The sequence below is a fragment of the Streptomyces sp. NPDC027185 genome (genome assembly GCF_055567035.1).
Genome location: NZ_JBVHRF010000009.1, coordinates 332,687 through 345,486 on the forward strand (window position 1 = coordinate 332,687; position 12,800 = coordinate 345,486).

Annotated in this window: 8 protein-coding genes (1 of these 8 cut by a window edge); 7 read left to right on the top strand and 1 reads right to left on the bottom strand. The window is 71.4% G+C overall.

What is annotated here, in order from left to right:
- The 7 genes from ACZ4M8_RS27320 to ACZ4M8_RS27350 all read left to right on the top strand — a co-directional run.
- Positions 1 to 5,884: the final stretch of a WXG100-like domain-containing protein gene (locus ACZ4M8_RS27320; protein WP_467611811.1), read on the top strand. Its footprint begins 39,509 nt before the window's first position; the window shows 5,884 of its 45,393 coding nt (coding positions 39,510-45,393); the start codon falls outside the window, past its left edge; its stop codon occupies positions 5,882 to 5,884.
- Positions 5,885 to 6,109: 225 nt separating this feature from the next.
- Positions 6,110 to 6,952, top strand: coding sequence for a transporter substrate-binding domain-containing protein (locus ACZ4M8_RS27325; protein ID WP_467611814.1), 843 nt, complete (start codon positions 6,110 to 6,112; stop codon positions 6,950 to 6,952).
- A gap of 296 nt (positions 6,953 to 7,248) precedes the next feature.
- On the top strand, positions 7,249 to 8,232 hold the full coding sequence (locus ACZ4M8_RS27330; protein ID WP_467611817.1) for a sugar ABC transporter substrate-binding protein: 984 nt from the start codon (positions 7,249 to 7,251) through the stop codon (positions 8,230 to 8,232).
- Positions 8,229 to 9,293 carry an ABC transporter permease gene (locus tag ACZ4M8_RS27335; protein ID WP_467611820.1) on the top strand — a complete coding sequence of 355 codons (1,065 nt, stop codon included), beginning with the start codon at positions 8,229 to 8,231 and terminating at the stop codon, positions 9,291 to 9,293. Before ACZ4M8_RS27330 ends, ACZ4M8_RS27335 begins: the two co-directional genes overlap by 4 nt.
- Positions 9,290 to 10,099, top strand: coding sequence for an ATP-binding cassette domain-containing protein (locus ACZ4M8_RS27340; protein ID WP_467611823.1), 810 nt, complete (start codon positions 9,290 to 9,292; stop codon positions 10,097 to 10,099). Before ACZ4M8_RS27335 ends, ACZ4M8_RS27340 begins: the two co-directional genes overlap by 4 nt.
- Before the next feature lie 258 nt (positions 10,100 to 10,357).
- Complete coding sequence (locus ACZ4M8_RS27345) at positions 10,358 to 11,479, top strand: ROK family glucokinase (RefSeq protein ID WP_391641396.1); 1,122 nt, start codon at positions 10,358 to 10,360, stop codon at positions 11,477 to 11,479.
- Complete coding sequence (locus ACZ4M8_RS27350; protein ID WP_467611827.1) at positions 11,476 to 12,042, top strand: hypothetical protein; 567 nt, start codon at positions 11,476 to 11,478, stop codon at positions 12,040 to 12,042. The genes ACZ4M8_RS27345 and ACZ4M8_RS27350 overlap by 4 nt, the downstream gene beginning before the upstream one ends.
- 263 nt (positions 12,043 to 12,305) lie before the next feature.
- Here the strand turns inward: ACZ4M8_RS27350 and ACZ4M8_RS27355 are convergent, their stop codons facing one another.
- Complete coding sequence (locus ACZ4M8_RS27355) at positions 12,306 to 12,743, bottom strand: YbaB/EbfC family nucleoid-associated protein (RefSeq protein ID WP_467611830.1); 438 nt, start codon at positions 12,741 to 12,743, stop codon at positions 12,306 to 12,308.
- Positions 12,744 to 12,800 lie beyond the last annotated feature (57 nt).

Below are 12,800 nucleotides of genomic sequence, written 5' to 3' on the forward strand. Positions count from 1 at the left end.
GCCTGCGGGCGCCCAGGGCTCCGGAGCCGTGCCGCCGCAGGGTGCCTCTGACGACATCCGCGTGGATGAGGCGTTCCAGGACGGTGACGACGAGGTGGATTTCGAGCGTTTCGTGAACCTCGAACCGGAGAACGGGGAGGCGAGCGCCGGGCGTTCGCCGCTACCGGACCCCGGCGGGGACGGCGTCCCCGATCACGCGGGCCCTTCCTCCGCACCCGACACCGGCCCCTACGCCGTCCTGACGGGTACCGCCACGACCGGAACGCCGCTGGACACAGGGACGTCGGGGCCGGGTGACACCGCAGCCCGGCATACCGCGCCGCAGCAGCCGGACGCCGTTCTCGGCGCGGTGAACGGCCTGTTCCGCCGGTGGGAGAAGCGGCCCAAGGGAACGGCCGTACCGCAGAGTTGGCAGGAGGACGGCCGGCGCCTCGTCGCCGAGCTGGCGCGGCTGGTGGAGAACGACGAGGTGGGCCAGGAACTCCGGGACACGGCGGAGCGCCGGCGGATGGAGCTGATGAAGCTGCTCCTTACGCACACGGAGCAGGTGCCCCGGAACGCCGGCTCTCCCGGCGGGAGCCCGCGCGGCGGTGAGGAAGCCGGAAGCGGCGCGGTGTCGCCGCCCGGGTGGACCGAGTGGGCATCCGGGCATCTGCCCTGGTGGACGACGGGCGACGCCGCGCAGGCGGAGTGGTACGAGCAGGCCACGGAGTCGGTTCGGGAGACGTTCCTCCGGCATGGCCCCCGGGCCGCGCACGAGGTGGCGAAGGGCCTGGCACGGGCCGTGCGGCAGCGGGAGCTCGCCGCCTTCCCGAAGGAATTGCGGGACGCGCTGACACCGGAGCAGCGGGAGAAGTTCCTGGCGGGGTCGCCGGTCGGCACCCGGAGCGAGGCGTTTGCGTCGTTGGCGGAGAAGTACCTGCCGAGGCCGTTGCCGATCATCGGCGCTGGGGAGGTGCGGCGGTATCAGCAGGCCCGGAAAGAAGAGCTGGCGCAGGTGGCGCAGGCGTTGGCAGCCGGGGGGCACGAGGCCGCACTCGCCGAGGCGGAGAGGCTGACCCGGGCGGCACGGGAACGGGAGCTCGCCGCCTTCCCGAAGGAATTGCGGGACGCGCTGACACCGGAGCAGCAGGAGAGGTTCCTGGCGGGGCTGCCGGCCGCGTGCGCGCTCACGGAGAAGGTGCTTCAGTCGCTGCCGGAGAAGCTGCGGAAGCGCGTACGGGGGTCCGGCCCGGCGACGCTGGTGTCGGAGATACCGGCTGCGCGTGGTGGGGTGCCCGGCGGTACGGCGAAGGACACCTTCCCGGACTGGATGGGTTCCTTGCAGTCACAGGTGTCCGGTTCGGCCCTGTGGACACCGGGCAGCGACGGAAGCGCCCCGCAGCCCCAGGGGGAGGACGGTGTGCAGCCGCAGTCCTTCCTCGATGAGAACTTCCTGCTGAGCGGAATGGAGGTGGACGACGGGCTCCAGGGGGCCGGCGGAACCAACCAGGCGTCGACCTCAGCCCAGGAACCACCCTTGGACATCGGAGTTTTGATGTTCGATCAGCTCGGGCGGGACTGGGTGCGGACGGCTCCTGACGCAGTGACCCGCGCGAGGTACGTACAGGTGCTGGAGACGTTGCAGGCCCACTTCGGTCCGGGCCGGTGGCCGGGCCAGGCGCCCTCCCTGTACACCGTCTACGCGGACCACCTCAGGACGTCGGGGGCGGGTGGCGCCCCGCTCAGCGAAGACGAGGTGGATGCCTTCCGCAGCGACGCCGACGCGTTCTACTGGTACTTCTGGCTACGTACGGGGGGCGACTCCACCGATACGCCCCAGGAAGCGCAGGAGACGGCGGCCGGAACGCCCACCGGCTTCGAGTCGATGGACATGCCGTACGCGCCGCTGGAAGAGGCGGTGGGCGCGTCGCCGGCCAACACCGGATTTCCGGTGGGCGCGACGGAGTTCCAGGTGGATACGGCGGACATGCCGATGGACACCGTGGACGAACCGGCGGACAGCCTGGACGACCAGGTGGACACCGCGGTCGACCCGGCGGACGCCACGGACGACCTGGCTCCGCTGGTCCCTGGGACGGCGGAGAGCACGTACCTGGCCCACCTCCTCGGGCAGCTGGTGGACAGCACCCTCATCGAGCCGCCGGCGGAGCAGCCGCCGCAGGACGGAACGCAGCAACCGGAGGAGACCGCCGTTCCTCGGTGGCCGCTGACCACCGCGCAGCGGATCGAGGCGGCGGAAAACTTCCTGCGCCGGTGGAGGGAGCGTGCCACGGAGAGCAGGACACGGCTGGCGTGGCTGGAGGACGGCTGGAACACCCTGGCCGATCTGCACGAAGTGGCGGGGGAAGGCTCCGACCTGTCCGGGGTGGTGGACGCGGAGCTGCGTGACCGTCTTCTGGGAGTGTTGCTGACCGAGGTGGAGAGCGTTGTCGGTGCGACGATGCAGGGAAGTTCGCTACGTCGTGTACACGGTGTACGGACAGACCAGGGCGGATCGTCGACCGACAGCACGGAGCGGCAGGCGTGGGCCGGCTGGATGAGGCGCCTGGAGCGGTTCCTCGCCGAGGCGGCGGAGGACGTGCGCCGCGGAGGTATGTCCGAGGGGAAGGCCAGGGAAGCGCGGCGTTACCGGAAGGAACTGTGGCAGGACCGAATTGAACGCCAGTTGACTCCCGGCGAGCAGGTGCACGTGACCCGGCGCCTCAACCAACTGCTGGGGACCGTGGCCGACGATCCGGCAGATGTGCTCCGGGAGGACCAGGCCACCCGTGAGGCCCGGCCCCAGGCGGGGGCCCGGGACCGGGGCGCGGAACGCCCGCCTGTGTTCCAGGAGAGCGGGACCACCGGTGAGGCCCGGAGCCGGACGGTGGCCGGGGGCCTGGGTGGGGAACATCCGTTGGCCGTCGCGGTGAGCGACTGGTTCCGCTCGATGGGCAACGGAAGTCCTACCGTCAGGCAGCACTTCCCCTCGTGGTGGGAGCGGGTATATCCGCTGCCGTTGGCTCCGCACAGCGATCATCTGTCGTCCTTCGTGCGCCAGTTGATCGAACGCAGCGTCGCCCTCATCAAGGAGGACACCGCGGCACCGGGCGGCTCCACAGTGACGCAGCACCGCCAGCACCGGGCGAGCCGGGCCTTCTTCTGCTTCCTCGCCGATTGGGGAGGCATCCCGGAAGACGTCAGGATCGCCGCGCTGATGTACGGCCAACCGAAGAGGGTGGCGGCAGTCCTGTGGCGTACGGTCCTCGACCAGGAGGGAGACGGGCCGCTGCTGCGCACCATGGAAGCCTGGATCGCGCGTGAGATGGGCGCATCCGACTACACCAATCACCTCGCGACCCGTGCCGCGAGCCTTTTCCTGTGGCGGGAGTACCTGGCCCAGGCCCCCGGGGGAAGGCACCCGATGACCGAGACGGAGGCCCCGGGCGAGGACGCCGCATACCGCGCCTACTACAAGCTGCGGAAGCGCGAGGGAACCTTGCCCTTCCCTTCGACGCACCTCCGACCGCTCAGCGGTCCCCGATCGTTCATGGCCTTCCGTGACGCGTACCGGGCAGCGCAGGCACCGCAGGAGGGCGGTAACCCTCAGGCAACGGATGGCGCCGACATCACCTCGGCACCTGTCTCCGACACGGAGGCCGTCGTGGAGCCGCAGACCGCTGAGGTGAACACCGCCGTGGAGGCGCAGGTCCTTGAGACGGATACCGCGATGGAGACGTACGTCCCTGAGGTGAACACCGCCGTGGAGGCGCAGGTCCTTGAGACGGATACCGCGATGGAGACGTACGTCCCTGAGGTGAACACCGCCTTGGAGACGCACGTCCCCGAGACGGACACCACCACGGAGCCGGAGGAGGCGGGCCGCCCGAACGCTCGGTTCGCTGCCCGGTTGATCGGGCGTATGGCCGGCGTGCTCGGCAGCGACCACCCGCTGACGATCACCGCGGACGAGTGGCTCCACGGGCCGGAGGCGTCGAGCGGCCGGTACACGCACCACAAGCTCTTCGAGCGGTGGTGGGAGCAGGCGCGTCCTACCTGGCCGGGGCCGTACGGAGCGGACGGCCCGCAGCTGTCCGCGGTCGTACGGCATCTGCTGGGACAGGTGCGGGCGGCGGAGGAGGAGCGCGGCCCCTGGGCCAGGGAGTTGCCGCACGTCCGGTCCTTCCTCCGGTACCTGGCCGACAGCGGGCGGCTCCCGGACAGCGAGGTGTACGCCGTGCGCCTGTGCGGCAATCCGTACCGGATCCCGGCGGGGCAGCTGTGGAACCTGGTGTACGACGCGGAAGGGACCGGACCGCACCTCAGGTGCCTGGAGGCGTGGCTGGCGAACGGCCCTGCGGGAGCGAACGTGCAGGGGCTTCTCCGATGGGTCCAGTACCTGCGTCAGCACCACCGGACCCTGTCGACCGACCGCCTGGGCCCGCTTCACGACCCCGCCTACCTGTCCCACATCGTCACGGTGCGGATGCGCACCGGGCGACTGCTCACGGGTGAGGAACAAGGCCATATGATCACCGGCCCGGTCCAGTTCCTCCAGTTCCGCCGTAACCACCCCGAGCAATCGGCGGGCACCGGCCGTCCAGGGGCGCGAGGAGTCGCCGAACAGTCCCTGGCCCGTACGGAGCTGCTGCGGGAGCTGGAATCCCTCCAGGAAGTCCTGACCGCGTTCACACCAAACACGCTCCGCCCCGTGGACCGCGCGTTCTGGCAGCGGTTCGCGGACCGGGGTGCGCAACTGCAGGAAGAGCTCGCCGGCCGGGACACCGGCGGCAGCCTCTCGGAGTCCGAGCGGTTTGCGTGGTCGCCGCGCCTGGAGACTGCGCTGCGGCCGTGGTCGGAGGCGCCGCGGCCGCAGACGGCCATCATCGTGCCCGCGGACACGAGCACCGCAGGAACGCCGGCCGCCGGCCCTGGACAGGCTCCCGGCCTGGCCCCCCTCATCGACCTGACGGCCTTTCACCGCCCCCTCCCCGCCTCCACCGGTGACGCCGCCGCGATGCGTCACCCCAGCTCCGTCGGCCAAACGATGGCGGAGGTGCGGGCGGCCCTGCCGCCCACGGGCGACACCCGGGAGCACCCCTTCGTGACGGAGATGAGGCGCTGGCTGCAGTCTTCGGAACTGGCGTACCGCACCCAGCAGTCGTACGCGCTGGAAATCCGGGAGTGGTGGCGGCGGGCACACCGCGCGATGGAGGGAGCCACCGCGCAGGAGCAGATGGTCTCGCTGCTGAGGCACCTGGTGCGGGCGGGGGGCCTGGGCTCCGGTGGTGCGTCCGGGCCGTCCCCCGAGGCGGATCCGCCGCTGAAGAACGATCAACGGTATGCGGCGCTCGCCCTCCTGAAGCATTTCGTGCAGGCCGGCTATCTGCCGGACGTCCCGCTTGCCAGCTTCTCCAAGCGAACGAGGGGGCCGCGGCAGCGGGGAACGGAGGTTCAAGCGGAGCAGGAGCTGGCGAAGGAGCCGGCGGGCAGCGCGGTGCCCCGGATCGTGCGCGCCTGGCTCGATGAGGCGCCCAGCGACGTCGACCGTGGTAAACGGGCGCGGGCGTACACCCGCTGGAGCCAGCACCTGCAAGCGGTGAACGGGCAAGCGGAGGACGCGCACGGCGCGGGCTCCGGGCGCCGCCGGAACCCGATGACCGAGACCTTCAACAAGCGGGACGAGGAGGCCTTCCGGGCATGGCTCGGTGCGACCCAGCGTGGAGCCAAGGGCCTGCCCATGGATCCGAAGTCGCCCACCGCGCGCGACCTGGTGTCCTACGTCACGCGTTTCCTGGCTTTCCGGGAAAGGTATCTGAGGAAGCACCCGGAGCTCCGGGCAGGCACGGGTCCCTCCGGTCCGTCGGGAACGCAGTCGTCGGCGGGGCCCGCCGACCGGTGAGGGGCCCGGTTCCTGAGGGTGCCGCCCCGGCCTGCCCTCGCCGACCTGAGGAGGACAGGCCTACCGGGGCGGGCCTACCGGGGCGGGCATACCGGGGCTGACGTGTACCCCGGGGCCGCCTGCCCCGCCCCGTCCCACCCACCGACCACCCCCTTCACCCCCCGCGCCCCCTCTGCCACGCTGTGCGCTGCCCCCCGCCCCGTCGATCTTGCCCGGAGCCCGCCCATGAAGCGCCTCACGCTCACCGCCCTGGCCGCTCTCCTCGCCGTCACCGCCGCCGCGCCCGCCGGGGCCACGCCCGCCCCGGCGCCCGGCGCGGCGCCGGGCGCCGCAAAGGCGCACCGTCCGCAGCCGGCGGACCGCTCCCTGCTCGACACCGTCCCGCGCCGCGGCACGCTGCGGGTCTGCACCACCGGGGACTACCGGCCGTACACCTACCGCGACCCGAGGACCGGTGCGTACTCCGGGATCGACATCGACATGGCGCGGGATCTGGCGAAGAGTCTGGACGCGAAGCCCCGGTACGTCGCGAGTACCTGGGCGTCGCTCGTCGGGGATCTCGCGGCGGGGCGGTGCGACATCGCGATGGGCGGGGTCTCGATCACGTTGCCGCGGGCCCGGAAGGTGGCGTTCAGCGAGCCGACCCGCGAGGACGGCAAGACGCCGATCGTGCGGTGTGCGGACAAGGGGAAGTACGCCACGCTGGAGCAGATCGACCGGCCGGGGACGCGGGTGGTCGTCAATCCGGGCGGGACGAACGAGGAGTTCGCGCGGGCGCGGCTGAAGCGGGCGCAGATCACCGTGCACCCGGACAACACCACGATCTTCGACGAGATCATCGACGGCCGCGCCGATGTGATGATGACCGACGCGGGGGAGACGCGCTACCAGGCGAAGATCCACCCCGAGCTGTGCGCGCTCCACCCGGAGAAGCCGTTCACCTTCTCCGAGAAGGCGTACGCCCTGCCCCGCGGCGACGCCGAGTTCGCCGGGTACGTCGACCAGTGGGTCCACCTGGCGACGCACGACGGGACGTACCGGGCGTACGAGGACGCCTGGATGAAGTGACCCGGGGAGGGGACGGAGAGGGGCGGCGGAGGAGGGTGTACGGAGAGTGAGGGTATGTCCCTCCTTCTTTCCGCGTTGTCCCGCCGCTCGCCCGCCCCTGGGCTACGCTCCCGGGCCGGAGCCACCGCCGCCGGCCCCGTGCCGGACCCCACGAACCGGTACAGATCGCAGGTAACGGATACTTGGTCGGTTGGGGCCGGCGTTTCGGGAACGGTGCGCGGCGGGCACCCGACAGAGCGTGACAATCGGCGGAAGGGCAAGACCTCGTGGCAAGGGTTCGAAGAGGCGTACGCGTCATGGGCGCCGTGCTGGCGGCGGTGCTCGGCGCCTCCCTCGCGGGGTGCAGCAGTACCGGAGGAAAGCGCGCCGAGGACGCGCGGGCGGCACAGGCCGCCGGCGGCAAGGCGGCGGTGAACACCCCCAGGTGGACCTTTGCGATGGTCACCCACTCCGGTGACGGCGACACCTTCTGGGACATCGTCCAGAACGGCGCCCAGCAGGCCGCCGCCAAGGACAACATCAAGTTCGTCTACGGCCACGACAAGGAGGCCCAGCGGCAGAGCCAGCTGGTGCAGTCCTACATCGACCAGAAGGTCGACGGGCTGATCGTCACCCTCGCCAAGCCCGACGCCATGAAGGACGTCGTGGCCAAGGCCGAGAAGGCCGGCATCCCGGTGATCACGGTGAACTCCGGCGCCGAGGAGTCGAAGAAGTTCGGCGCGCTCAGCCACATCGGGCAGGACGAGACGGTCGCCGGTGAGGCGGTCGGCGAGGAGCTGAACCACCGCGGCCGCAAGAAGGCCCTCTGCGTCCTGCACGAACAGGGCAACGTCGGCCACGAGCAGCGCTGCGACGGTACGAAGAAGGCGTTCAAGGGCGAGCTGGAGAAGCTGTACGTCGAGGGCACCAACATGCCCGACGTCCAGTCGTCCATCGAGTCCAAGCTCCAGGCGGACCCGTCCATCGACGCGGTCGTCACCCTCGGCGCACCCTTCGCGCCCACCGCCGTCAAGGCCAAGGAGCAGGCCGGCAGCAAGGCCGAGATCGACACCTTCGACCTCAACGCGCAGGTCGCCGACGGTCTCAAGGACGGCTCCCTCGGCTTCGCCGTCGACCAGCAGCCCTACCTCCAGGGGTACGAGGCGATCGACCTGCTGTGGCTGTACAAGTACAACTCCGACATGCTCGGCGGCGGCAGGCCCGTCCTCACCGGACCGCAGGTGATCACCGAGAAGGACGCCGCGGCGCTCTCGGAGTACACCAAGCGGGGCACCCGATGAGCCCGGCGGGAAAGGGCGCCCCACCGCTCGCGCAGACGGCGACCGGTGACGAACGGCTGCTGCGCCGCTCACCGGTGCACCGGCTGATGGGCCGCCCCGAGCTGGGCTCCGTCGTCGGCGCCGTCGCCGTCTTCATCTTCTTCGCCTGCGTCGCCGAACCCTTCCTGCGCGCGTCCAGCCTCTCCACCGTCCTGTACGCGTCGTCGACGATCGGGATCATGGCGGTCCCCGTCGCGCTGCTGATGATCGGCGGGGAGTTCGACCTGTCGGCCGGGGTGATGGTGGTCAGCTCGGCGCTGATCTCGTCGATGTTCAGCTACCAGATGACCGCCAACACCTGGGTCGGCGTCGGAGTGTCCTTGCTGGTCACCCTGGCCATCGGGTTCTTCAACGGCTTCCTGCTGACCCGGACGAAGCTGCCCAGCTTCATCATCACGCTCGGCACGTTCTTCATGCTGACCGGCCTGAACCTCGGCTTCACCAAGCTGATCAGCGGCACCGTCTCCACCAAGACCATCGCCGACATGGAGGGCTTCGACTCCGCCCGCGCGCTCTTCGCCTCGCATCTGACGCTCGGCGGCGTCGACATCCAGATCACCATCCTGTGGTGGCTGGTCCTGGTCGCCGTCGCCACCTGGATCCTGCTCCGCACCCGCGCCGGCAACTGGATCTTCGCGGTCGGCGGCGGTGACGACGCGGCCCGCGCCGTCGGCGTCCCGGTCGTCAAGACCAAGATCGGGCTGTACATGGGCGTCGCCCTCGCCGCCTGGATCTCCGGCCAGCACCTGCTGTTCTCGTACGACGCGATCCAGTCCGGCGACGGTGTCGGCAACGAGTTCCTCTACATCATCGCGGCGGTCGTCGGCGGCTGTCTGATGACCGGCGGCTACGGCTCGGCGATCGGCTCCGCCGTCGGCGCGTTCATCTTCGGCATGACCAGCAAGGGCATCGTCTACGCGCAGTGGAACCCGGACTGGTTCAAGTTCTTCCTCGGGGCGATGCTGCTGCTCGCCACACTGCTGAACGCGTGGGTGCGCAAACGGGCGGAGGAGAAGGCATGACGGCCCTGGTCGAGCTGGCCGACGTCAGCAAGTTCTACGGCAACGTCAAGGCGCTGGAGGGCGTCTCGCTGGAGGTGCACGCCGGGGAGATCACCTGCGTGCTCGGCGACAACGGCGCCGGGAAATCCACCCTCATCAAGATCATCGCGGGGCTGCACCAGCACGACGCGGGCACCTTCACCGTCGACGGGGAGACCACCCGCCTGGTCAACCCGCGCGACGCCCTCGACCGCGGTATCGCCACCGTCTACCAGGACCTCGCCGTCGTCCCGCTGATGCCGGTGTGGCGCAACTTCTTCCTCGGCTCCGAGCCGACCCTGGGCCGCGGCCCCTTCCGCCGCCTGGACGTGCGCACCATGCGCGAGACCACCCGCAGCGAGCTGCTGCGGATGGGCATCGACCTGCGCGACGTGGACCAGCCCATCGGCACCCTCTCCGGCGGCGAGCGGCAGTGCGTCGCCATCGCCCGCGCCGTCTACTTCGGCGCCAAGGTCCTCGTCCTCGACGAGCCGACCGCGGCGCTCGGCGTCAAACAGTCCGGCGTCGTCCTGAAGTACGTCGCCGCCGCCCGGGACGCCGGGCTCGGCGTGGTGTTGATCACCCACAACCCGCACCACGCCTACCTCGTCGGCGACCGCTTCGTCCTCCTCAAGCGCGGGGCGATGGCAGGCCACCACGCCCGGTCGGAGATCTCGCTGGAGGAGCTGACCCGCCAAATGGCGGGCGGCAGCGAGCTGGAACAGCTCAGCCACGAGCTGGCCCGCGAGGCGCCCGGGGAATTCCCCGGCGGCCACCGTCCGGGCTGACGTGGCCCGGGGGCGCGAAGGCGCTCGCGCCCGCGCCCCCACACCGCGGTGCGCCGGAGTCGGCCGGTGATGCACAATCGCACCAAACCCGTGCACCCGGGCTCCCGACGACCGGACGGCCCGCGCACCGCAGCCCCGGCGGAACCCCCGCCCGCACACCGAGGCCGCACCACCGGCCTCCCGACCCGCAGGGACGAGACGACTCTTGCGCGCAGACAGCCGACCGGGCCACCGCCGCAGCCACGGCGAGGTGGGCCGATGAGTACGTACCGTGAACGCGTCCCGCGGGGGCCCGCGCGGGCGACCGTGCTGCGCACCGCCGGGACCCGCGAGCGCCGCTCGCACCTGACCGCGCCGCGGGTGCCGACCGTCGGTATCGACATCGGCGGCACCAAGGTCATGGCGGGCGTCGTCGACGCCGACGGCGCGATCCTGGAGCAGGTCCGCACCGAGACGCCGGACAAGTCCAAGAGCCCGAAGGTCGTCGAGGACACCATCACCGAGCTGGTCCTCGACCTCTCCGACCGGCACGATGTGCACGCGGTCGGCATCGGCGCCGCCGGCTGGGTCGACGCGGACCGCTCCAACGTCCTCTTCGCCCCCCATCTGAACTGGCGCAACGAACCGCTGCGCGACCGCCTCGCGGGCCGCCTCGCCGTCCCCGTCATGGTCGACAACGACGCCAACACCGCCGCCTGGGCGGAGTGGCGGTTCGGCGCCGGGCGCGGCGAGGACCACCTCGTCATGATCACGCTGGGCACCGGCATCGGCGGCGCCATCCTGGAGGACGGCCAGGTCAAACGCGGTAAGTACGGGGTCGCCGGCGAGTTCGGCCATATGCAGGTGGTGCCCGGCGGGCACCGCTGCCCGTGCGGCAACCGCGGCTGCTGGGAGCAGTACAGCTCCGGCAACGCCCTGGTCCGCGAGGCCCGGGAGCTGGCCGCCGCCGACTCACCCGTCGCGTACAACATCATCGAGCGGGTCGGCGGCAACGTCCCCGACATCACCGGGCCGCTCATCACCGAGCTGGCGCGGGAGGGCGACGCGATGTGCGTCGAGCTGCTCGCCGAGATCGGCCAGTGGCTCGGTGTCGGCATCGCCAACCTCGCCGCCGCCCTCGACCCGTCCTGCTTCGTCATCGGCGGTGGCGTCAGCGCCGCCGACGACCTGCTGATCGGCCCCGCCACCGACGCCTTCCGTCGCACCCTGACCGGCCGCGGCTACCGCCCCGAGGCCCGGATCGCCAAGGCGCAGCTCGGCCCCGAGGCCGGCATGGTCGGCGCCGCGGACCTCGCCCGGCTGGTCGCCCGCCGCTTCCGGCGCGCCAACCGCCGCCGGGTGGAGCGCTACGAGCGCTACGAACGGACCGGCCGCCGATGACCACCCAGGACCTCGCGGGCGCCGCCGCCCCGCCGCCCGCCGCCGCACCGCGCCGTGAGACGCCCCGCTGGCTGATGGCCGTGATCATCTTCCTGCTGATCACCATCCCCGCCGGCTACATCGTCATCTCCGCCGAGCAGAGCCGCGACAGCGGCGGCACGAAGGACGCCGAGGCCGCCGCGACGGGTCTGACCAACGCCTTCCCCAGCAAGGTCCAGCAGCGGATCTACAACGTGCCGGTGCCGATCGGCTCGACGCCGGTCTACTACTACGAGACGAACTCCTGGGACACCAGCTCACTCTTCGTCCAGTTCCGCACGAACGAGGTGGGCCTGGCCCGCTACCTGAAGGCGATCGGCACCAGCACCGACGCCCTCAAGAAGGGCGAGGTCACCATCACCCCCCGGCAGTCCGCCCAGGTCGGCTGGGACTTCACCGGCGACGGCCAGTTCGCCGGCCTGCGCGAACACCGCGCGAAGCCGCAGCCCTCCCAGCAGATCACGGTGAGCTTCGACGAGCCGGGACACCCGGTGGTGCATACGGTTTCGACGGTGGAGTTCTGAGGGCGCGGGTTTCTTCCGGCGCCCTCCTCGGGGGCGCCGCCGACGGTCTCGGTCCGGTGCCTGGTGTGGTCGTGCGGTGTGCGGCCGGGTCCGGGGTGGAACACCGAACCCCGGGGGTGGAACGCTCGGCCGGGGCGCCGGGGCGCCGGGGCGCCGGGGCGCCGGGGCCCATGGCTGGAGCCGGGCGTTGCCGCGGGCACGGAAAAGTGCCGTGCAGGGCCGGGAGCGGGCCCTACACGGCAGCGCGGTGTCCGCCTCGTCCTTCAGCGGGGTCCGGGGCCGTCCTTGGGGGCCGGCGGGGCGGCCTGGGTGACGGCCTGGGCGGCGGTCGGATCGACGTGCGGGGAACTGTCGCTGTACTGCCGGTTCTCGGCGCGCAGGCCGTTGGCGAGACCCAGCATGCCTTCGGTGAACTCGCCGATCTGCTTCGACCGCATGTCCCGCAGCGCCGCCTGTGCGGCCGCGACCGCCGTGACGACGGCGTCCTCCAGTGACTGCGGATCGTCCGGGTCGATGACCGACGGGTCCACCCGCAGCGAGGTCAGCGTCCCGTCCGCGTCCACCTTCGCGGTGACCAGACCGCCACGTGCGTGCCCGGTCATCTGACTGCCCTTCAGCCCGCCGAGCCCGGCCAGGTTCCCCTGGAGAGCGCGCATCCGCTCCGTGATCGCGGCGATGTCGAAGGATGAACTGTCGGCCATGGGCGGTGCTCCTCGGGGGTACGGGACGGGCGCGGACCGGGCCGCCCGGCACCACGT

What these genes read in the sequence shown, in the direction of transcription:
- ACZ4M8_RS27340 (WP_467611823.1), top strand. Translation starts at nt 9,290, where the DNA reads ATGACGGCCCTGGTCGAGCTGGCCGACGTCAGCAAGTTCTACGGCAAC.
- ACZ4M8_RS27330 (WP_467611817.1), top strand. Translation starts at nt 7,249, where the DNA reads ATGGGCGCCGTGCTGGCGGCGGTGCTCGGCGCCTCCCTCGCGGGGTGC.
- ACZ4M8_RS27350 (WP_467611827.1), top strand. Translation starts at nt 11,476, where the DNA reads ATGACCACCCAGGACCTCGCGGGCGCCGCCGCCCCGCCGCCCGCCGCC.
- ACZ4M8_RS27325 (WP_467611814.1), top strand. Translation starts at nt 6,110, where the DNA reads ATGAAGCGCCTCACGCTCACCGCCCTGGCCGCTCTCCTCGCCGTCACC.
- ACZ4M8_RS27335 (WP_467611820.1), top strand. Translation starts at nt 8,229, where the DNA reads ATGAGCCCGGCGGGAAAGGGCGCCCCACCGCTCGCGCAGACGGCGACC.
- ACZ4M8_RS27345 (WP_391641396.1), top strand. Translation starts at nt 10,358, where the DNA reads ATGAGTACGTACCGTGAACGCGTCCCGCGGGGGCCCGCGCGGGCGACC.
- ACZ4M8_RS27355 (WP_467611830.1), bottom strand. Translation starts at nt 12,743, where the DNA reads ATGGCCGACAGTTCATCCTTCGACATCGCCGCGATCACGGAGCGGATG.